This is a genomic window from Bacillus cereus group sp. MYBK139-1, from assembly GCF_051916915.1.
Classification (GTDB): domain Bacteria; phylum Bacillota; class Bacilli; order Bacillales; family Bacillaceae_G; genus Bacillus_A; species Bacillus_A pacificus.
The window spans coordinates 409,937-432,505 of record NZ_JBQAHO010000001.1; the positions used below are offsets into that span (position 1 = coordinate 409,937).

Here is a 22,569-nt window from a genome sequence, read left to right on the forward strand (position 1 = left end):
TAATTGACACAAGTCATAGAATAATCATTACACTTTTGTACTACCGGCTATGACAACTTATAAATAATAATTCCATTGATGAGTCGCAAGTAAGACTAGATTATAAGTTTGGGAGGGATTTTAACGATGAATGATCTGTATACCAAAATATTTTTATTCTAAGTTGTGTCTTTTGAAATGAAAAAAGTACATTCGATAAACAAGTGAATGAAAGGGAAAGGGCGGATTACAATGATATTACACGCAAAATCGTTCTATAATAAAGATAAAATCCAACGTGCTAAAATAGGACTTCAACTCTTTTTGAGTATCTTAATCATTACTTCTATTATTCTAAATGTAGTAGTAATAATTACGAAAAGTATGCCGCTTATTGTGGTATATATGTTTACTCCAGCATTTTCTTCTATTTTGACTCGCATAATACTGAAAGAAGGATTTAAAGATGTATCTTTTAGTCTCGGTAACTTAAAGATATGGAAGGGGATTGGTCTTGCTCTGCTAATACCTATGATTATTTGTGGAATTACTTATTCTATCGCCTGGTTGAGCGGAATTGCAGGGTTTCAGCATCCCGAAGGTGGTATGTTAGAACCGATCTACAATTTACTTGGGCTTCAGTATGTAACGGCACCATTCAGTTTCATTTATCTAGTAGTATTGAGCGGTATTTTCGGAAGTTTGCTTAACTTAATCCCAGTTTTGGGAGAAGAAATGGGTTGGCGAGGTTATATGCTCACAAGGCTCGTTGATGCAGAGTTTTCACGGCCTATCCTTATTAGTGGATTGATTTGGGCAACGTGGCATGTTCCAATTGTTATGGCTGGTTTATATGTAGAGGGACCATCTGTCGTTTTTTCAGTACTTGGCATCTATTTTTGTATTGTACCATTCAGTTATATTACGGCTTATTTACGACTTATCACAGGTAGCGTTTGGCCTTCGGTTATCATCCATACTACTTGGAATGCCATTATTCAAGGACCTTTCGCACGTGCAAGTACAGGATATCAAACTGAGATTTGGATTGGAGAATCTGGCTTGATAACCGCTATTATTATCTTGATAACTGCAATAATTATGTCTCGAATAATGAAGTAAATGTAATAGTAATACAAACAAAAAGCGAATATAGATAAAAAATTTTTGATACATTTCTAAGTATAAAAATTTAATTATACGAAAAAATAGATTCGGTTAGGGTATCAGAAAAAATTAAATAACTTCAATTGTAAAAAGATAAAAAAGGAGCGGAAATACGCTCCTTTTTTATCTACCTTACTATTTTTAGGAGGTTAGTCTGAATAAGATATGGATAAAGGGTGAATAGCATTTTTATTGTTGAAATTTCATTAAATATTCTTGTGGAATATATGTGAAACATTGTATAGAATAAGCAAGAATGCCAAAAATTATAGGGGGGAAGTTGTGAAGAAAAATAAGAGTTTAATAAGTTTTTTAGGAGTGTTTATTATGCTGTTTTCTTTTTATTTTCAAGGAAATGTACAGGCCGATGTAAATACTGTTCAATCTGGGAAAATCAAATCAGGAAATGTAACGGTATGGGAAGTTGGAAATGTGGCAAAAGTGTTAGCTGATGTAGAGCGTTTAAATTTAAATACAGTAAATGTACCAATTCAAGTAGATATTCCGAACGTGACTTCTACGAACATGGTAATTAATCAAGCGCAAAAGCAACAGGCTATTCTTTTAATTCGAGAATTATCAAAGCGTAATATTCAAGTTATTGTGGAACCGTTCCCATATATGCAGCAAGGAAATATTGGGGAAACGGAATGGAATCCGAGTAATATTAATGATTTCTTCTGGAATTGGAAAACGGTTATTTTGCAAGACATCTTTAACTCGATTACAAGTAAATACAATGTGTATGGGCTTAAGATTGCTTCTAATTTTGTAAATATGGAATATGCAGAAGGATACTGGAGCGATACGATTGATTTTGTTCGCCAGCAGTATAAAGGAAATGTTTTGTATCAAATGAATTGGTGGTTAACAGCAAGCTGGGATCTTTCTTATGAAGCGAAGTTTGTAGAGAAAATCAATCGTCCGTATTTAAAAAAGGTGGATATTGTTAGTATCGATAGTTGGTTTGAAGTTTCAGGGAAAAGAAATCCATCGTATGAAGAGGTAAGACAAAATTTATTTGCGACTACAGTATATAATCGTGGACAAAATGTCGTTCAACAACTAGAACAATTACATAAAGCAACAGGAAAGCCAGTTTACTTTGGTGGATTTAACGTTCCAGCGCGTGAATTGGGCTTACAAAATCCGTGGAATCCAGATGTTTCTAATGTATTTTCAAAAGACATACAATTAAACGGATGGCGCGCTTACCGTGATGTATTAGAACCGAAACCGTATTTTAAAGGTTTTTCAATTTGGTTTATTGGTTCTCATAATAGTACGCATGCATATCAAATACATAGTCAAGAAACGGCAGCAGTTATTAATGACTGGTACCGAAAATAATTTTTATAAAATAGGCAAGTTTTGAGGTTCACTACATATATTTCTAGTGAAAGGCCTTTCACCATCTTATCACCTAGGGGGCAATCATCATGAAATTTTTGTCTTACCTTACAGTAATTTTGGTGATTCTTGGCGGTTTGAATTGGTTATTTGTAGCGTTAGATTACAATGTAGTTGAGAAATGGTTTGGTTCTATGCCGGCGCTTGTGGACACTATTTATTGGCTCATTGGTCTTTCGGCTATTTATCAAATTTTTGATCGGTTCTTTACGAACAATTAGCTATTATTCTTTTATTACTAGAGTGTTAAGTACGATTATGTACTTAGCACTTTTTTTGTGTGTTTATAAAGTAAGCATCAAATATTCCCTACCTACAATTTGTAAATAATCTCCATACATACTACATGTGGAGTTTTTTGGGAATTTATAGTTATAACATCTTGTATTTTGTTTATAATTGTAAATAGTTATTCAAATGTTATTTCTTTTTTATAAATAAAAAGGAAAAATAATGCAACTTTTTAACGCGCTTATTCGTGTTATATATGAAAGGAGGAGGGGGATGGAAATTGAAGAAATATATAAGGTTTATATAAACGATGTGTACAGGTATTTATTTTCCCTTTCTCGTAGCCATCATGTAGCGGAGGACTTGATGCAGGAGACTTTTTATCGGGCGTATCTTTATCTAGAAGACTATGAAAACCAAAAGGTAAAATCATGGCTTTTTAAAGTGGCGTATCATACGTTTATTGATTTTGTTAGGAAAGAGAGAAAAGTGTCTTTTGTAGGAACGGAGGAATTAGAGACAATACAAGCAGTTGAATCTACAGAAGAGTATGTAGTCGCAAAAAATAGTTATGGAAAATTAATTCAGATTATTCATACTTTACCTGTGGTAGAGGCACAAGCTGTTTTATTATGTGATGTACATCAATTAACGTACGAAGAGGGTGCTTCTGTATTAGATTTAAAGTTAAACACGTATAAAAGTCACATATTTCGCGGGAGAAAGAAATTAAAACAATTGTTAAAGGAGGAAAAGAGTCAAAATGACAAATGATAAACCTCATTCTGAACAAGAAGATTATCAAGACTTGTTGCAAGAAGCTCTTCATCAAAGGCCTGCATCTCTTCCTGATGGAAAACAGGAGCAAGTGTTGAAAATAGGAAAAAAAAGAGCGCGTATTACGAACGTTTTGATTGTATTTACTTTTTTATTACTGATTCAACCTATTATATATATATCTACGCTCTTATACTATGTATTTGCACCTACAAACGCAATGGAGATGCGGAATGTAGTACAACAAACGATAAGTGTAACGGAACCAAATGTATTTATGAAAGAAAGAGACATGGAGCAAACATTGTTACCGCTTAGTTTACAATTGAATTTTGATTTGTATAAAAGGGTAGGAAAGAAAGATATTCGAATAGGCGAAGAGAAAACATATTATTTATTAAGTAAAGTGGCGAAAGTAAGCCGCGAATATACAACAGATGAAAAAATTCCAGAAGTCCCATATATAGATAATGAGGTGTTGTCTCATCCTAATAATTATAATACGTCTTATAATAGTAGCGATGAAGCGCAGGTATTAAAAGGTCTTCCGCAAGAATCTGTTGTAGAAGCATTTGTATCTTTTAGAGAATTATTAAGTGTACAAGAGGTAACGAATATGTTTCCTACTATTGATATCGTCTGGTATGCCGTTAATACAGGATTAGAGGAGAAGCAAAAGAATGATGAGGGTATGTATGTTGCTCCGATTGGTTTTCCAGCAGATATGATTTCAAGTATAGGTGGTCCTTTTGTAAGTGATTCACCTCATGAGGAACAATTTATTGGTGTGCTAAAGTCATTACAGAAGCATGAAAATTTAGCGGTGAAGCTATCTAGAGCGAAAACATTAGAGTTGTCAAAGCGTATTTCTTTTCTTGAAAAAAATGGGATAAAAATATACGGGGCAGTTGTAACTGGCCCTAAAGGTGAAGTTGAAAAATTGATGAGTCATGAAAAAGTTAGAAACTTGAAAGTAGGTGAAGCGAGATTATGGAATTGGCATTCTTAAAAAAAAGAAAGAATCATAGTTATAAACAGGAAACATGGATGGGGACTATTTCATTAATGATTGCCTTTCTAGCGTTATTGTATTTGAACATTACATTGCTTAGTCAAGAAACATTTATAGGCGAAGGTTTTCGGGAAATAGTTGGAGTTGGATTGTTATGTTCAGTCGTAGGCATGATCACAAAAAGAAAAAGTCGAAAATATGCATTGTGGGCATGTAGTTTATTTGTTTTTATGCTACTTTTTACTGTATTTGGATATATGTTAGGTTGGATGATAAGCTTTGGACCGTAAATATGTGGGAAAGAGCGAATGTAGATTCGCTCTTTTTTATGTGTAAAAAGTAAAATAAATAAGAGAAGAACTTATCAAATTTGAAAGGAGAGCAGTATACGTTTTGAATGTTGTTGTGTTTTTTGTTCACTTTATAAAAAATATATTGGTACTTGCAAGCGATTCCATTGCTTCTTGCGCCGTAATACTAGAAAAGAAATTGACCGTGTCTTGTATTGTAGGTTATAATTCAGAAAGTTTAAAAAATATCAAAATGAGAAATAGGGAGGTCATCTGGGTGATGGAAAGAGTGTATAATTTTTCAGCAGGACCATCTATACTCCCTTTGCCAGTTTTAGAGAAAGTGCAAAAGGAGCTTGTAAATTATAACGGGACAGGCATGTCTATTATGGAAATGAGTCATCGATCTTCTTATTTTCAAAGTATTATAGAGGAAGCGAGTAGCTTGCTTCGTGAATTAATGAACATTCCTGATGAGTATGAAGTATTGTTTTTACAAGGCGGTGCGTCATTACAATTTTCTATGATACCGTTGAATGTAATGAATACGTATAAAAAAGCAGGATATATATTGACTGGCTCATGGTCTAAAAAGGCGATGCAAGAAGCTGAAAAAGTAGGAGAAGTGCAAGTGATTGCTTCTTCTGAAAATGAGAAGTTTACTACAATTCCTAAACTGGATGGTTTACTAGGCGATGAAAAACTAGATTATGTACATATTACAACGAACAATACAATTGAGGGAACGAAGTATGTGGACATTCCACATGTAGATAAAGTACCGCTCGTTGCGGATATGTCCTCAAATATTTTATCAGAACGATATGATGTTTCGAAGTTTGGTCTTATATATGCGGGAGCGCAAAAGAATTTAGGGCCAGCAGGCTTAACGATTGCAATTATAAAAAGAGATTTAATTGGGGGAGCAGATTGCTCTTGTCCTACGATGTTAAACTATGAAACTTACAGTAAAAATAACTCCTTATATAATACACCGCCGTCCTTTAGTATTTACGTAACGAAACTTGTACTAGAGTGGCTGAAAGAGCAAGGCGGGGTATCTGCGATTGAAGAACAAAATAAAATGAAATCTTCACTTCTTTATAATTTCTTAGATGAATCAAAATTGTTTACTTCACCAGTTGATCCTACGTATCGATCACTTATGAACATTCCGTTTACAACGCCGTCAGAAGAGCTGAACAATGAGTTTTTACAAAAAGCGAAAGAGCGCGGCCTTGTTACGCTAAAAGGGCATCGATCAGTCGGTGGTATGCGCGCTAGTATTTATAATGCGATGCCAGCAGAAGGCGTACAGCAATTAGTAAATTATATGAAGGAATTTGAGCTTGAGAATAGATAGGGAGATGGGGATATGTTTCGTGTTCAAACGTTAAATCAAATTGCAGAAAAAGGTTTGCAAGTGCTTAGCGGAGAGCGCTATGAAGTAGGGGAGAGAATGGACCACCCAGACGGCATTTTACTTCGCAGTTATTCTTTACATCAAGAAGATTTTTCAAAAGACTTAAAGGCAATTGCAAGAGCTGGTGCAGGTGTAAATAATATTCCTGTCGAGCGATGTACAGAAAAAGGGATTGTAGTATTTAATACACCAGGAGCGAATGCTAATGCAGTAAAGGAACTCATTATCGCAAGTCTTATTATGTCTTCACGTAACATTATTAACGGAGTAAGCTGGACGAAAAATTTAGAAGGGGAAGAAGTACCGCAGCTTGTTGAATCTGGAAAGAAACAATTTGTTGGATCTGAAATTGCAGGGAAACGTCTAGGGGTTATCGGCCTTGGCGCAATCGGTGCTTTAGTTGCGAACGATGCGTTAGCTTTAGGGATGGATGTTGTCGGATACGATCCTTACATTTCAGTTGAAACAGCATGGCGCCTTTCTACACATGTGCAAAGAGCATTTAGTTTAGATGAAATTTTTGCAACGTGTGATTATATTACCCTTCATATTCCTCTTACGAATCAAACGAAGGGGATTATTGGTGAACACGCTATAGAGAAAATGAAAAAAGGAATGCGTTTATTCAATTTTTCTAGAGGAGAACTTGTAGATGAAAAGGTTCTTCAAAAAGCGTTAGAAGAAGATGTTATTGCACATTACGTAACGGACTTTCCGAATGAAAATGTAATAAAGATGAAAAATGTAACTGCGACGCCACACCTTGGTGCATCTACATCTGAATCAGAAGAAAATTGTGCGATCATGGCAGCGCGTCAATTACGTGAATATTTAGAGACAGGAAATATTCGTAATTCAGTCAACTATCCAAACGTAGAATTGCCGTATATCGGAAAGAAACGTATTACAATCATGCATCAAAACGTTCCGAACATGGTAGGACAAATTACAGGATGTTTAGCAGAACATCATATTAATATTGCCGATATGATTAATCGTAGTAAACATTCTTGGGCGTACACAATGATTGATATTGATAACGGAATTGATGATATAATAAAAGAGAACATTGTGGAAAATATAAGCAAAATTACAGGTGTTGTAGCCGTTCGAATGATTGTGTAAAGGAGAGAGGGAATTGGCAAAAATCCGACCGTTTCGGGCCATTCGTCCAGTAGAAGAAAAAGCAGCACAAGTTGCGGCTTTACCGTATGATGTTTTAAATAGTGAAGAGGCAAGAGAAGTTGTAAAAGGAAATCCATTTTCTTTCTTACACGTTGATAAAGCAGAAATTGATTTAGACCCAGCGCTTTCACCGTACGATGATCGCGTATATGAAAAAGCGGGTGAAAATTTAAATCGTTTTATACGAGAAGAAGTGTTCATACAAGACGAAGAGCCAGCACTATACATTTATGAACTGACGATGCAAGGAAGAACGCAGTCAGGCCTTGTCGTTTGTACGTCTATTGATGAGTATGAAGATGATACAATTAAAAAACATGAAAGAACGCGTCATGAAAAAGAACTAGATCGTATTCGTCACGTAGATGTGTGTGACGCAAATACAGGTCCTATCTTTTTAACGTATCGTACAAAAGAAGAAGTGAAACGTTTCATCGCAAGCTGGAAAGAAGAACATGCACCAATCTATATATTTACAGCAGAAGACGGCGTTAGGCATGTTGCTTGGAAAATAGCTGATGAAGAAGTAATTACAAGTTTAGTAAACTTATTTGAAGATATCCCTAACTTGTACATTGCAGACGGACACCACCGCTCCGCGTCAGCCGCAAAAGTAGGGCTCATGCGAAGAGAACAATATCCGAATTATACAGGAGAAGAAGAGTTTAATTTCTTCCTATCAGTTTTATTCCCTCATGATGAATTATCTATTTGGGATTATAACCGAGTTGTGAAAGACTTAAATGGTTTATCAGAAGAACAGCTTTTAAAGCAAATCAAGCAATACTTCTATGTAGAAGAAGCATCTATTTCTCCGTATAAACCAAATGAACCAAAAACATTTGGCATGTATGTAAACGAGAAGTGGTATAAGCTCACAGTGAAAGAGGAAACGTTTGATGCGAATGATCTTGTGAAAGGTTTAGATGTATCTATTCTGCAAGATCATTTATTAAGCCAAGTACTTGAAATACATGATCCGCGATCTGATTCACGCATTGATTTTGTCGGAGGAATCCGCGGATTAGAAGAACTAGAACGTCTTGTAAATAACGGCGAGTATAAAGCGGCGTTCTCACTATATCCGACATCAATGGAATCTTTATTAGCAATCGCAGACGCCGGAGAAGTTATGCCGCCAAAATCAACGTGGTTTGAACCGAAGCTACGCAGTGGGTTGTTTGTACATTCGTTAAAGTAAATAGACTTCTTTAGTTTGGAAAACCGAAATGATTTTTAGTTTCGGTTTTTCTTATTTTGGCTCAGTAAACGTTTAATGTTGATTTTAATGTTAAGATTGAAATATGTAACAACAGGTCGCTACAAAAAAACGGAGCAAATACGATGAAAATACAGCTGCAAAAAAGTTTTTATGTTGAATTGAAAAATGCAATTCGTTGTCATTATAACGAACTTTTAACAAGATGCGGTGTTGACACAATATATGGGTACTCCATATTAACAAACGATTGTGTCAATAGCATTGGACCAGTGGCTAATGAAGAAAGACTAATCAAAGTTAATAAATCGGACCCTTTATACAATTATTATAGATACGGAGCTATTGAGTGGAGCGAATGGGACGATTTTGGAATGTTTGATGAAGTGAACAAAATTATTAAGAAATATCATAATATCGTCGAAGATGACTTTAACATACGAGTACATACACTGTTGAAAGAAACGTTAAATGTGTTAATGGAACTTGAATTAGAAGGATTGTTTGGAGACAGAAATGATAATCGATTTATTGTCATTTGTGTAACTGATTCATCGAACGAAATCATGATTGAATCAGCTCGATTGCTTAATACATTAAAGACATACGAAGAATATGCTTCAGAATTTGCATAAGAATGAATATAAGTAAAACTGCGCTCTATAAGAGGCGATTTTCATTTAATAGAAAGTCACCAATTAATAGTAACCATTCGTTGTGACGTGACCATCGAACAATTTGAGCCTGATGAAAAAAATCGCACAAAGATTATTGCGATGTTTACATGTAGGAATCAACTTGAAAAAGAAGTTATGAAGGGGAGATAAGGCTAGGTAGCATAAAATATATCACTATAGGTGGAGTGGTTAATGCAAACATGTGGGTTCATTGGTTTTAAATGATGAATTTGCAGTGGTAGCGGTAGTGGAGGGGAAAGAATATGTTGAGTATAAAGATAAAAAGGTATTTTTGCTTTGTTGTTTTTCAAAAATAACGGATAAAATTTTCATATTTACGAACTTAGTGCATAATGATTGTTGGATAAATTGGAATACCACGTTCCTTTAGAATTTCAGACATATTATCTTTTTCAAACTACTTTTCTTTAACATATCTTATCTATTATGCTCCTTAGTTGGTTTTTCGGAGTTTATTATAGTTTAAAAAAGCTGCACGAGAACCTATATTTATACTGTTAAAATACACAACAATAAGGATAAAACCTACTTTGTAATTGCAAATGAAGCTTATGTATATGTGAAGTAAGGTGAAAGAGGGTCTGCACATAATCAATCACCCTTTTTTATAACATTTCTTTGCAGAGATACGTTATAAAAAAGGGTTGTTATTTGAAAGTTGAAAAATAAATTCTATTAATCATTCATATTTTATTAAATTACTTTGACCTAGTTATAAGTCAGCTGAAACTGTACTTCTTCCAACTTGGATAGTGTTAATAACAGTATATAAGTTGTGGTATTAGTTTATAGGAGTAGAACCTAATTTTCATTTGATGTATTTATTGAATGATTGGTTATAGTACTATACTTCTTATTCATAACTATATAAATCCAACCAATAACTGATAAGATAACTGGATAGAAAATAGCCCAACCACTAAATGAGTATACAATAATACATATAATTAGAGATAGGAAGGCCATCCACCAACCTATATCACGCACTTTTAATAATTTAAGAGCAGCTAGCATTGTAAAAATATATGAAGTAATAAATATTACACTAGGACCTTTAAGAAGCATTTCTAAATTTGGTCGTGCCATACCATAAAAAATTAAAATACAACTAAAAATGCCTCCTAGAACTAGTAATACCCTAGTTGGAGTTTGAAATTGAGAGTGTAACTTAGCAAAGAAGGAAGGGAAATGTCCTTCTCTAGCTTGAGCGTAAATCATTCTTGAAAAACCTGCAATGTTAGCATGTACAGCACTAAACGAAATGAAAATTGCTAAAATAGTTGTTATATATGTACCTATCGGTCCTAATCCTTTTGATATTAGAATACTAAGGGAAGCTATCTGATCCTTATCACCATATGAGTGGGTCCCTATTGTTACAAAAGATATTGCAATGTACATAATGGAGATACAAATTGCTCCTAAAAATAAACTAATCGAAATATCCTTAGCGGGCCTTTTAAATTCTTCAGCTAATGGGGTTATCATTTCCCACCCTACAAATGAGAAAAAGATAATTACAGAAGAAGCGCCAACAGAAGACCACCCGTTTGGTACAAATGGTGTAAAAGAACTTAATTTTACATATGGTATAGAAACGATAACAGCGACAACTATTAAAAGTGAAATAATACAAATTACAAACACACTAACTTTTGATGATAGCTCGATCCCTTTTATATGTAAGAGTAAAGAGGTAATTAAAATTAATGCTGCAATTCCTATAACACTAAGATTGCTTATTGGAAAAACATATCCAATATAATGGGCACCTGTTAAAGCAATAATAGGTACTCCAATAGGAATAGAACCTAACATAATCCAGCCTAGGATGGCACTTGTATTTGCATTAAATGCCATTTGAACATAAGCTGTAATTCCTCCAGCACTGGGAATCATTTTAGCAAGACGCGCTAGAGTCGCTACAATAGGAAAAGCTAATATAGACATGATAACCCAAGATAAAATTGAAGCTGGTCCAGCGCTATTTGCAGTAATTGAAGGTAAAATAAGGATTCCACAACCTAACACAGCTCCGATGGTTAATGCGGTCCCCTGTACCCAAGTAATTGAACGTTTCAATGATTGTTGTGTCAAGATTCTCAGCCTCTCTTTCGTTAATTGATATTAATTATATAAAGTTTAAAAAAAAGATAACATGCTATAATTTATGTATTAATTATAATTTTCTTAAAGAATTTAAGAATTATTAAATGTTTTCTTAATTAATCAAGGGGAGGCCAAGCAATGGATGATACAGATTTAAAGATTCTTTCTCATCTTCAGGAAAATGCACGTTTAAGTATGGTTGAAATAGGAAAACTGGTAGGTTTGAGTTCTCCTTCTGTTACAGAGCGAGTTAGAAGACTAGAAGAACAAGAGGTAATTATAAGTTATCGCACGATTGTTAATCCGAAAGAATTAAAAAAACATATTACTGCGTTTGTTTTGATGGAACCAAGGGATTGCAATAAATATAAAAAGTTTGCAATGGAACATTCAGATGTGGTTGAATGTCACCGGATTGCCGGTATGTATAGTTATCTAACAAAGGTAGTCACGGAATCTGTACATACACTCGAAGACTATATTAATTTGTGCTTAGAGTATGGAAAGCCTACAACCTTAATAGTGCTTTCTTCTCCAGTAGAACATAAATCATTTTTTACAGAGAGTGAAAAACTTTAATTACATATGAGTGATTATTCAAAATAAAAAGCGTTAAATTAATACCTAATAGGAAATAGAGTCCTATTAGGTATTAATTTTCAGAAAATTATTTAGAAAATTTAGATAAAAAATAATATTTGACATATTCTTACTACTGGTGGAATAATGAACATTGTATTTTAGAAAAATTAAATTCTTAGTTAATTGGAGGTAGGATTATTATGAAATATGCAGTGCTCACAAATGATTTACAGTACGATTTGGTTAATAAAAATGAGGATAGAATTGCAGCTGTGGAGGCGTTTACGCCTAAAATGGTGTCTTTCTTAGATACTATGAGAGAAAATGATGTTTCTATTATTCACCTGCAGTTAATTAACTTAGAAGATGATCCGAAAGCTGAACGATATGGTGATTTTTTACCAGTCACAAAGGGATCTAAAGGTGCAGAAATCTTACCTGAGTTTCTTCATGAAAAAGATATTATTATGGAGAAAAATAAGGATAGTGGCTTTTTTGAGACAAATCTTGATGAAACCTTAAAAAAATTAGGAGTAGATACAATTATTATTACGGGTATGCAAACTCAAATTTGTGTCCAAACAACTGCAGCGGATGGATTTTTCCGTGGTTATAATGTAATCGTACCAGAAGATGCAGTTGTTTCAGCAAAGGCTGAAGATAAGGAACGAGCTTTAAAATGGTTAGGTTCATATTGTGCAAAGATTATGAGTATCGAGGAAATCTGCAATTCAATTTCTAAAAATGAAGATATTTCTTTTGATGGAGTTGCAATTCCGTAAGTAAATACGTTGTAATATCACTTGTTCTATGTAGCAAGTGATATTATTTTTCAAAAATAAAAATAAAAATGAAAAGGAGTTTTAATAAATGAAATTAACTAAAGATTTAGAAAATATAATTTTAGACCATGGAACAGGAGGACTATTGAGTCAGGATTTAATTAGTTCAATTATTACTGCAAAACTAGAAGATGTTCACCTTGGAAAAATGGAGGATAGTGCCATTCTTGAGGTAAGTAGTAGAAGATTGGCGATGACAACAGACTCTTTTGTTATTGATCCTATCTTTTTTGGTGAAGGGAATATAGGTAAAGTAGCAGTTTGTGGAACGGTTAATGATTTAGCGGTTAGTGGTGCAAAACCACTTTATCTATCATTGGCATTAGTACTAGAAGAGGGTTTTCCAATTAAAGATTTGGAAGAAATATTAGATTCTATAAGAGAGACCGCGAAAGAAGCTGGAGTGTATATTGTTGCTGGTGATACAAAAGTTGTTAAAAAAGGTGAAGTAGACAAAATCTTTATTAATACAACTGGAATAGGAGTTTTTGAAGGAGATGTATCACCGTTTTCGGTAAACTCTATTCAAGAAGGTGACGATATCATTATAACAGGACAACTAGGAAACCATAGTATACATATCCTTTCTATCAGAGAAGGATTAGGGTTTGAACAGAGAATAAATAGTGATTGTGCACCATTAAATCATATGATATCAGAGTTGAAAAATCTTTTTGGTGATTCTATACATTGTATGCGAGATATTACAAGAGGCGGGCTAGGTACAGTTTTAAATGAAGTCTCAGAAACAATTAATACTGGAATAAAAATACAAGAAAGAGATATTCCTATGTTAGCAGAAACTATTATGGCTGCCGACATGTTAGGTGTTAATCCAATGTATCTAGCTAATGAGGGCAATGTTTGTATGTTTGTGTCTCCAGAGGTAAGTGAGGAAGTCGTGAGGGTATTAAAAAATACTAAATATGGTAAAGAAGCTGCGGTAATTGGTAAAGTTAATCAAACAAAAGAAAGACAAGTGCTCATGGAAGCAAAATCAGGTGAATTGAAACTCATTGAGTTATTATATGGGGCAGAATTACCTCGATTATGTTAGGAGACAATTTATGAAAAAAGTAATAAATATGTTTATAAAAAAGTATCAAGTTAAAGGCATTGTGCAAGGTGTTGGTTTTAGACCTTTCGTATATAGGATAGCAAAAAAGTATCATCTAAACGGATGGGTGTTAAATGATTCAAATGGAGTGCTTATAGAAGTAGAAGGGGAACAAAATAATATTACGCATTTTATTCATGATATTGAATTTAATTCCCCAGAATTGGCTTATGTGCAAGAGGTTAAATTAATAGAGGAACAAGAATCCAACAATCGTTATAGCTCTTTTGATATTTTGAGTAGCCAAAAACATAGTAGTAGGCAAACTTTAATATCTCCTGATACTTATGTATGTAATGAATGTTTAGACGAATTATTTGATCCAACGAATAGAAGGTTTCGTTATCCATTTATTAATTGTACAAATTGTGGACCTAGATATTCAATAATAAAAGATATTCCTTATGATAGACCATATACTACAATGGCCAAATTTCCTATGTGCAAAGAGTGTGATAAAGAATACAAAGACATATTGGATCGGAGATTCCATGCCCAACCAAATGCTTGCTGGAAATGTGGACCACAAGTTCAATTGAAAACAACAGATGGTACAAATGTCTCCACTGATAATCCAATAGAAAAAACAATTGATTTGTTGAAAAAGGGGAAAATCCTAGCTATTAAAGGGTTAGGTGGATACCACTTAGTTGTAGATCCAATGAATCATGAAGCTGTAAAAGAATTAAGAAAAAGAAAAAAACGGGATGAAAAACCTTTTGCTTTAATGTCATCTCAATTAGATGATGTGAAAAATTTTGCTGAAATAACAAAAAATGAAGAAACTTTATTAGTTTCTAAAGAACGACCAATTGTGTTATTGAACAAAAAGGATAATGAGTTTATTTCTTTAGATGTTGCACCAAATAATAATAATTATGGGGTAATGTTAGCCTATACACCACTTCATCATCTTATATTAAGAGGGAATTTTATTGCATTAATAGCTACGAGCGCCAATGTTTCTGATGAACCTATTGTATATAAAGATGGAGATGCAATTGAGCAGCTAAAGGGAATTGCAGATTATTATTTAGTACACAATAGGGAGATATTCACTAGAGTAGATGACTCTATTGTTAGGGGGATTGATTTAGATGATGAAGTAATAAAACTACAAATAATTCGTCGCGCTAGAGGTTATGTACCAAACCCAATTGATTTTAAAGAAGGATCAACTAATGTACTTGCTTTAGGAGCAGAATTAAAGAATACGATTTGCCTAACTAAAGACGAAAAAGCTTTTATTAGTCATCATATTGGTGATTTAAAAAACTATAAAATTTATGAATCGTTTAAAAATACTATAGCTCACTTACAAAAAATCTTTGAAATTAGTCCTTCTGTAATTGCAAGTGATCTTCATCCTGATTTTTATAGTACAAAATATGCATTTGATCAAAAAGTTTTACCAGTTGTACAGGTTCAGCATCATCATGCCCACATGGCTTCTTGTATGGTTGATAATCAATTAGATGGTCCTGTTTTAGGAGTTATTTTAGATGGTACGGGTTATGGTGATGATGGGAATATTTGGGGTGGAGAGTTTTTAATCGGTGATTTTCTTAATTATCAAAGAGCGGCATATATCGATTACTTTCAGCTGCCAGGCGGTGATAAAGCTGTTAAAGAACCGTATAGAATTGCTTTAGGAATATTGACGCAAATATATGGTGAACAAGTCAAAGAATTACCAATAAAGATAATTTCAGAGCGAAATAGTTTTGAACTAGATGTACTTATAAAAATGATTCAAAAAGGAATTAATTCTCCTCTTACTTCAAGTATGGGAAGGCTTTTCGATGCTGTTTCAGCACTATTGGGTGTCCGTGAAACAGTCCAATATGAAGGACAGGCTGCTATTGAGTTGGAGCAAGCGATTGATATCAATAATTCTTCCAATCCTTTATTATCATATGAAATAGTTGCTTCGAATGGAATTAGAAAAATCGATATAAAACCTATGTTTAAAGAGTTGGTATCTTTGATACTTAAAGATAAGTATACCAAGGGTGAATTGAGCTATCGTTTTCATTATACAATGGTTCAAATGATTACAGAAACCTGTAAACAAATTCGTCAAGAAACAGGGATTAATAAACTAGTTCTTAGTGGGGGAGTATTTTTAAATAAGTTTTTACTTGTAGAAACCTATAAGTCACTTAAGGCTTGTAAATTCGAGGTTTACATGCACAAACAAGTACCTACCAATGATGGGGGAATCTCTCTTGGTCAAGCAGCAATAGCAGCTCATCGCTATAAAGATATGCATTCGGTATAAATTTACAATAGCAATTATATAACTTTTCATTATTCTTTGTGAGTATAGTAAAAACGAAAAATTAGGAGGTGCTCTTTTATGGTAGTTAGTTCAAAAATGGATATATTTAATGAACTAGAATCCCAAGTTCGAAGTTATAGCAGAAGCTTTCCAACGATCTTCACTAAGTCTAAAGGATATAAATTATGGGATGTAGATGGAAAAGAGTATATTGACTTTTTCTCAGGTGCTGGTGCTCTTAATTATGGACATAATGATGATAAAATGAAACAGGTATTAATAGATTATCTTTTAGAAGATGGTATTATTCATAGTCTTGATATGGGAACAAGTGCTAAAGTGAATTTTTTAAAGCACTTTAACAAAATTATTTTGGAACCACGTGATTTAAACTATAAAATTATGTTTCCTGGTCCAACAGGTACAAATTCTGTTGAAAGTGCACTGAAAATTGCTCGAAAAGTGACTGGACGAACAAATATCATAAGTTTTTCAAATGCTTTTCATGGAATGAGTTTAGGATCACTTTCGATAACGAGTAATCATTTTAAGAGAAGGGGTGCTGGAGTACCACTAAATAATAGTATTATCATGCCGTATGAAAATTATTTAGATTCCCTTAATTCTTTATCCTATTTAGAAAAAGTATTAGGCGATAGTGGAAGTGGAGTGGATTTACCTGCTGCAATTATTCTAGAAACAGTTCAAGGTGAGGGTGGTTTAAATACGGCTAGTTCCCAATGGTTAAAGGGAATTGACAGACTGTGTAAAAAATATAATATATTATTGATTGTCGATGATATTCAAGCAGGGTGCGGACGTACGGGGACATTTTTTAGCTTTGAACCTGCGAGCATTAAACCAGACATAATTTGTTTGTCAAAATCTATAAGTGGCATTGGCCTTCCGATGGCTATTACACTAATTAAACCGGAATATGATAAGTGGGAACCAGGAGAACATAATGGAACGTTTCGAGGGAATAATCTAGCATTTTTAGCAGCTACAGAAGCATTGAGTTATTGGAAAGATATAGAGTTTATTAATGCTTTAAAATGGAAAAGTGAAAAAATCACTAGCTTTCTTAATGAGATTTGTTTGAAATACCCCCAACTTCAAGGAGAAGTACGAGGGAGAGGCTTTATGCAGGGCATAGCGTGTAATACTTTTGGAATAGCTAAAAAGATTTGCTCATTTGCATTTGAAAATGGTCTAATTATTGAAACATCTGGACCTAATGATGAAGTTATTAAGTTGTTACCTTCTTTAACAATAGACTTAGAAGGATTAAGTAAAGGATTGGAAATGTTAGAGGATAGTATTTCTACTATTTTAAAAGAGGTAACTCACTAAGTTTGAACGACTCGCACTTAATAACCTTGCGAACCGTTTGCAGTAGTTGCGGTAGAAGAAGGAAAAGAAGCGGCCTACAAAGTGGATCTAACATTCTCATCTATTATGAGAGATTTAGATAAAATAATAAGTCAAATTCAAGAAGTTTCTGCATTAACAGAAGAGATATCTGCCGGCACAGAAGAAGTAAGTGCATCTCTTTCGCTAGTATATCATTCTAAATAATATATGATATTTTAAAATTCAAAACACCTTTCATTCACCATTAAAGAAAGGTGTTTTGAATTTGTTTTTTTTTATTGCTTTTATAAATTGCACGTTGATGATGATATTATTTATATATAATCCCCTTATTTTACCTCAAATCGATAGGTGGGGAGAGAATTAATAAATGAGGGAATAATATATAAGGTAGTTGAATTGTAATGATCTATTCAACTATTAAAACAGCAAGTGAAATTTCTATTTATGAAGATAACACTTCTAAATATCCAATTTCATTAGGGGTTTGGGATAAATAATATATAACCTATATAGAAGAGTTAACATCCTATTTTATAGTAGTGGATAGTTATAAATTAGTACTTTAGGATTCATCAAGAAAAGTTCTTTTTTTCTGAATAATGCATATAAATTCGTGATATTTTATTATTAAACAAAATGGTTTTATATTTTATTAACTTATTACTTTCCATCTTCAATAATCATTTATTACAACAGCTTTAACGTCCAAAATAAGATGTTCCAACATAGGACAATATAAGTATCTTTATAATGATTTTTCAATATAATCAATGTGTTAATGAAAGTAATTCTGTGTTATTTTTACTTTGCTATTAACTAATACAGCTTCAAACAAAGAACATAATTGCTACATACTAAGTGAAATTTATTACCCATTCAAAATTCTGCCTATTCAATCTTTCTAAAAATAAAAAAAGATTGAACTCATAAATATACAAGTTATAATGAGGGCGTCGAGAGATAATATATGACCTTTAGCGAAAATATCAAACCTCGTTTTGGTTCGAAAATTCTAAAGAACTTGCCAGTAAGTTTCTAAAATTTTACATACTGATATGATTACTATATGGAGGGTTGTGGAACAAAAGGAAAGTTTATTCAACTCAAGAAAGAAAGCGCTATCAAAAAGGGTCTTATTTTGAATTGATTATGCTAATAACTTAGATTCAACAGCAATTAAAAATAATAAACCATGGGGGTGCTTATATGAACATAAATGTAGCATCTATTAAAGAAAAAAAGGTTGTTAAATACAAAAGTTGTTTTGATGTGATTGGGCCCATAATGATAGGTCCTTCAAGTTCACATACTGCAGGTGCTTTGTCTATTGGAACAGTTGCTAATAAATTATTTCAAGGTCTTCCAAAAAAAGTTGTGGTAACGTATTATGAATCATTTGCTGAAACCCATAAAGGTCACGGAACTGATTTTGCAATAATTGCTGGTATATTAGGCTTTGCTGCCGACGACAGCAAAGTGCCAGATGCTATTAAAATAGCAGAATCTAAAGGGATTGACATTACTTTTATTGAAAAATCAGGTGATAGTCCTGCCGGTCATCCAAATACGGCAGATGTATATGTAGAGGATGACAGTCGAAGTATTAGAACGATGGGTATTTCAGTCGGTGGTGGATTGATCGAAGTCAAACATGTTGAAATTGACGGATTTAGCTTAGAACTGCAGGGGCCATTGCCAGTTGTTATTGCAATTTCAGAAAGAGCTGACTTTGAATTTGTCTTACGCAGGATCTTTAAACAATATGATGTTGAAATTAACAACTTTCATAGTTTGAAAGATAAAACAAAATATTTATATGCATTCGCTTTGGATTCGCTATTGCCTGGTAATGCTCAGAAGGAGTTAGGGAATTTAAGCAATATAGCTAATCTTATTATTCTTTAGTTACATTAAGGAGAGAAAAAATATGTATATGGCCATAAAAGAAATTGTGGATGCAGCTAATAAAAGTCAAAAGACAATTTATGAATTAGCAATTGAACAGGAAATCGAACAAACTAAAACTTCTTATGAAGAAGTTTGGAGTAAAATGGAACAAAATTTAGCGACTATGCAAAATGCTATAAATAAAAGTATCGAGGGCGACGGTGTATTTTCTCCAACCGGTTTAACCGGAGGTGATGCAGTTAAAATTAAAAACTATCGAGAAAATAGGAAAACTCTTTCTGGAGATTTGATGGTGTTAGGGATTCAAAGTGCTATCGGTGTTAATGAAGTAAATGCTGCATTAGGAGCTATTTGTGCAACTCCAACAGCGGGTGCGAGTGGGACGATTCCGGGAGTCCTATTTAGTATTAAGGATACGTTGCAGTTAAGTCATGAAGATATGATACATTTTCTATTCACATCAGCGTTATTTGGAACGATAGTAGCAAACAACGCTTGTATTTCAGGAGCGTATGGAGGATGTCAAGCTGAAGTAGGCAGTGCCTCAGCAATGGCGGCTGCAGCTGCGGTAGAAGCTGCAGGTGGAACGCCACAGCAATCTTCTGAAGCTTTTTCGATTGCATTACAAAATTTACTCGGTTTAGTTTGTGATCCGGTCGCTGGTTTGGTAGAAATTCCTTGTGTAAAGAGAAACGCCATTGGAGCGACAAATGCTTTAGCAGCAGCGGACATCGCATTAGCCGGCGTAAACAATATCATCAATGCTGACGAAGTTATTGAAGCGATGTATAGAGTTGGAAGACAGATTCCTCGCGAATTAAGAGAGACAGGTTTAGGTGGAATTGCGGCTACACCTACAGGGATTGCCATTAAAAATAAAATATTTGGGGAGAAACAATCAAATCAATGAACAGTTAATGTCTATATTGTGAAAAGGTTAACAATCTATTCTCTATTGTTCGCTTAAGGATTTCTGGATATTGGGGGAATTATCAATAAAATATCCTACTATATAATTGAAACATTTTGTAAGTGGTAACAAACTCGTCAGGTTGATGCTTCGTTAATTTTTTGAGTCTGATCAACTTAAAAGAAGGATATACGATGTGGCGCACTTTATAAACAAAAAGAACGATCTATATTCCTATACCTTAAATAAAGACGTAAGAATAGGAAACAAGGAGGAATTAATATATGAATGGGAATACTGCAAAAAACATAGAATTTCAAGCTGATAATACGGCAGTAAAAAATGAAAAATACCTAGACCCTAAAAAATGGCATAAACAGGATACTACCTGGGCATTGAGCCTTTTTGGAACAGCAATTGGAGCAGGGGTACTCTTTTTACCGATTAATGCAGGTTCAGGTGGTTTATTATCATTGCTGTTAATTACTATACTTGCATATCCAGTTATGTACTACTCACATAGGGCGCTTGCTAAAATGATTTACGCTTCGAATTCTGCCGATGAGGGGATTACAGGTACAATAAGAGAATATTTCGGAAATAAAGCAAGTATCATTTTTAACATCGTATATTTCGTCTCCATTTATACGATCGTGCTGATGTACTCGGTCGCACTTACAAATACGGCAAGTAGTTTTATTGTACACCAATTGCACATGCCGGAGCCTCCAAGGGCTATTTTATCACTTGTATTAGTACTCGGTCTTATCACTATACTAAATTTTGGTCAGGATATTACTGTAAAGATAATGAGCATGCTAGTATATCCTTTCATTGCTTCTCTACTTTTTATTGCAATATCTTTAATTCCACAATGGAATACTTCAATGTTAAGTTTTTCAAGTGTTTCTACTGCTTCAACTGGAACAGGGTATTTTGGAACGATTTGGATGATACTACCAATCATAGTATTCTCGTTTAATCATTCTCCTATGATTTCGTCATTTGTTATGAAACAGAGAGCTACGTATGGAATAGACGCTACTGATGCCAAGTGTGCTCAAATACAAAAAGTTTGTTATATTATGACATTCGCTGTTGTTATGTTTTTTGTTTGGAGCAGTACTTTAAGTTTGACTCCAGATGATCTTAAGGTAGCAAAAGAACAGAACTTGTCAATCCTATCATATCTTGCTAATGAGCTTAATTCGCCAGTAATCACGATTGCAGCTCCTATCATTGCGTTTGTGGCTATTACAAAATCTTTCCTTGGCCATTATATAGGAGCGTATGAGGTAATGCGTGACATGATTATCAAGTCTGGTAAAAAACGTGGGAAAGATATAGGAGAAAAAACAGTTAAGACAATGATTCTTACTTTTGTTGTACTAACATGCTGGTATGTCGCTTATACAAATCCAAGTATTCTTGGAATCATTGATGCTCTTAGCGGTCCGTTAGTCGCTGCTATCTTATGTCTATTACCGATGTATGCGATTCGTAAAGTACCAGTACTAGCAAAATACAGAGGGAAAATGAGTAATGTATTTGTAATTGTTATAGGGATACTTACTGTTCTAGCAAGTATTAAGTCATTATTCTAATTTACTGTAGTTAGTTCTGATGCAAAAATGATAGGATATGAAATGAGAATGAAAGATTCCTAGCGGAACTAAATTATATAGTTTTAAACCAAAGAGATTCTGGTTTTGGACAAACTATTCATCTGGGATAGTTTGTCCTTTTTTGATTATATGCATAACTTCTATTACAGCAATCTTTTTTTAGCTGGTTGTTATGATTTTAATCCAAGCCTATTAGGGTGCTGATCCATGTGCATCAAGCTAATATTTTGAAGTATCCCACATTTGTTTTCTTAGGTTGATGGGAATGGGCCGGTACTCCATGTATGGCGGACAACTAAAATGGCTTTATTTCATCACATGTCCGAAGCCATTGTATCTCCCACTTACTCATTTCGCGTTCCTTGAGGAAGGAGAATTCTTTCGGGGAATAGGTTAAATTAAACTCGGTTTTTAGCACATCATAAAT

20 protein-coding genes and 1 pseudogene are annotated in these 22,569 nt (G+C 33.8%); 20 read left to right on the plus strand and 1 reads right to left on the minus strand.

The window, feature by feature from the left end; translation table 11 throughout:
- Window positions 1-231 precede the first annotated feature (231 nt).
- From ACTFRS_RS02110 to ACTFRS_RS02160, 11 genes and pseudogenes are all read left to right on the plus strand, one after another.
- Window positions 232-1,101 (plus strand): CPBP family glutamic-type intramembrane protease, encoded by an 870-nt coding sequence (locus ACTFRS_RS02110; RefSeq protein ID WP_440024388.1) that lies wholly within the window; start codon window positions 232-234, stop codon window positions 1,099-1,101.
- A gap of 327 nt (window positions 1,102-1,428) precedes the next feature.
- Window positions 1,429-2,496 (plus strand): glycoside hydrolase family 113, encoded by a 1,068-nt coding sequence (locus tag ACTFRS_RS02115; RefSeq protein WP_242293968.1) that lies wholly within the window; start codon window positions 1,429-1,431, stop codon window positions 2,494-2,496.
- Between the two features lie 89 nt (window positions 2,497-2,585).
- Window positions 2,586-2,777: a DUF378 domain-containing protein gene (locus ACTFRS_RS02120; protein WP_062822221.1), complete on the plus strand. Its 192-nt coding sequence runs from the start codon at window positions 2,586-2,588 to the stop codon at window positions 2,775-2,777.
- A 283-nt stretch (window positions 2,778-3,060) separates the two neighbouring features.
- Entirely contained in the window at window positions 3,061-3,561 is a 501-nt protein-coding gene (locus tag ACTFRS_RS02125; RefSeq protein WP_139866111.1) for a sigma-70 family RNA polymerase sigma factor, read from the plus strand.
- On the plus strand, window positions 3,551-4,573 hold the full coding sequence (locus ACTFRS_RS02130; RefSeq protein ID WP_139866110.1) for an anti-sigma factor: 1,023 nt from the start codon (window positions 3,551-3,553) through the stop codon (window positions 4,571-4,573). The genes ACTFRS_RS02125 and ACTFRS_RS02130 overlap by 11 nt, the downstream gene beginning before the upstream one ends.
- Window positions 4,555-4,866: a hypothetical protein gene (locus ACTFRS_RS02135; protein ID WP_139866109.1), complete on the plus strand. Its 312-nt coding sequence runs from the start codon at window positions 4,555-4,557 to the stop codon at window positions 4,864-4,866. Before ACTFRS_RS02130 ends, ACTFRS_RS02135 begins: the two co-directional genes overlap by 19 nt.
- A gap of 280 nt (window positions 4,867-5,146) precedes the next feature.
- Complete coding sequence (gene serC / locus ACTFRS_RS02140; protein ID WP_242293969.1) at window positions 5,147-6,229, plus strand: 3-phosphoserine/phosphohydroxythreonine transaminase; 1,083 nt, start codon at window positions 5,147-5,149, stop codon at window positions 6,227-6,229.
- Window positions 6,230-6,241: 12 nt separating this feature from the next.
- Window positions 6,242-7,414, plus strand: coding sequence for a 3-phosphoglycerate dehydrogenase family protein (locus ACTFRS_RS02145; RefSeq protein ID WP_139866107.1), 1,173 nt, complete (start codon window positions 6,242-6,244; stop codon window positions 7,412-7,414).
- Between the two features lie 13 nt (window positions 7,415-7,427).
- Window positions 7,428-8,675: a DUF1015 domain-containing protein gene (locus ACTFRS_RS02150; protein WP_139866106.1), complete on the plus strand. Its 1,248-nt coding sequence runs from the start codon at window positions 7,428-7,430 to the stop codon at window positions 8,673-8,675.
- Between the two features lie 143 nt (window positions 8,676-8,818).
- Window positions 8,819-9,328 (plus strand): DUF4303 domain-containing protein, encoded by a 510-nt coding sequence (locus ACTFRS_RS02155; RefSeq protein WP_139866105.1) that lies wholly within the window; start codon window positions 8,819-8,821, stop codon window positions 9,326-9,328.
- Window positions 9,329-9,400: 72 nt separating this feature from the next.
- Window positions 9,401-9,520 (plus strand): annotated as a pseudogene (locus ACTFRS_RS02160) (enoyl-CoA hydratase); the annotation flags it as partial.
- Between the two features lie 672 nt (window positions 9,521-10,192).
- On the opposite strand, the gene ACTFRS_RS02165 reads toward ACTFRS_RS02160, so the two are convergent.
- The gene (locus tag ACTFRS_RS02165; protein WP_000193978.1) at window positions 10,193-11,488 is read right to left on the minus strand and encodes an APC family permease; all 1,296 of its coding nucleotides are present in this window, start codon (window positions 11,486-11,488) and stop codon (window positions 10,193-10,195) included.
- A 150-nt stretch (window positions 11,489-11,638) separates the two neighbouring features.
- Here ACTFRS_RS02165 and ACTFRS_RS02170 point away from each other — a divergent pair, with 150 nt between their 5' ends.
- The 9 genes from ACTFRS_RS02170 (at window position 11,639) to ACTFRS_RS02210 (ending at window position 22,121) form a co-directional block, all read left to right on the plus strand.
- Complete coding sequence (locus tag ACTFRS_RS02170) at window positions 11,639-12,079, plus strand: Lrp/AsnC family transcriptional regulator (protein ID WP_000342842.1); 441 nt, start codon at window positions 11,639-11,641, stop codon at window positions 12,077-12,079.
- 203 nt (window positions 12,080-12,282) lie between these two features.
- The gene (locus tag ACTFRS_RS02175; protein WP_000872526.1) at window positions 12,283-12,864 is read left to right on the plus strand and encodes an isochorismatase family cysteine hydrolase; all 582 of its coding nucleotides are present in this window, start codon (window positions 12,283-12,285) and stop codon (window positions 12,862-12,864) included.
- A gap of 88 nt (window positions 12,865-12,952) precedes the next feature.
- Window positions 12,953-13,981, plus strand: coding sequence for a hydrogenase expression/formation protein HypE (gene hypE, locus ACTFRS_RS02180; protein ID WP_000778913.1), 1,029 nt, complete (start codon window positions 12,953-12,955; stop codon window positions 13,979-13,981).
- Between the two features lie 10 nt (window positions 13,982-13,991).
- On the plus strand, window positions 13,992-16,322 hold the full coding sequence (gene hypF, locus ACTFRS_RS02185; RefSeq protein ID WP_000755927.1) for a carbamoyltransferase HypF: 2,331 nt from the start codon (window positions 13,992-13,994) through the stop codon (window positions 16,320-16,322).
- Window positions 16,323-16,400: 78 nt separating this feature from the next.
- Window positions 16,401-17,675: a diaminobutyrate--2-oxoglutarate transaminase gene (ectB, locus tag ACTFRS_RS02190; protein WP_048555388.1), complete on the plus strand. Its 1,275-nt coding sequence runs from the start codon at window positions 16,401-16,403 to the stop codon at window positions 17,673-17,675.
- Window positions 17,676-17,756: 81 nt separating this feature from the next.
- On the plus strand, window positions 17,757-17,900 hold the full coding sequence (locus ACTFRS_RS02195) for a hypothetical protein (protein WP_000366276.1): 144 nt from the start codon (window positions 17,757-17,759) through the stop codon (window positions 17,898-17,900).
- 1,005 nt (window positions 17,901-18,905) lie between these two features.
- On the plus strand, window positions 18,906-19,604 hold the full coding sequence (sdaAB, locus tag ACTFRS_RS02200; RefSeq protein WP_001024894.1) for an L-serine ammonia-lyase, iron-sulfur-dependent subunit beta: 699 nt from the start codon (window positions 18,906-18,908) through the stop codon (window positions 19,602-19,604).
- 22 nt (window positions 19,605-19,626) lie between these two features.
- Window positions 19,627-20,517, plus strand: coding sequence for an L-serine ammonia-lyase, iron-sulfur-dependent, subunit alpha (sdaAA, locus tag ACTFRS_RS02205; RefSeq protein WP_000281785.1), 891 nt, complete (start codon window positions 19,627-19,629; stop codon window positions 20,515-20,517).
- Between the two features lie 284 nt (window positions 20,518-20,801).
- The gene (locus tag ACTFRS_RS02210; RefSeq protein WP_048555381.1) at window positions 20,802-22,121 is read left to right on the plus strand and encodes an aromatic amino acid transport family protein; all 1,320 of its coding nucleotides are present in this window, start codon (window positions 20,802-20,804) and stop codon (window positions 22,119-22,121) included.
- The last annotated feature ends 448 nt before the right edge of the window (window positions 22,122-22,569 follow it).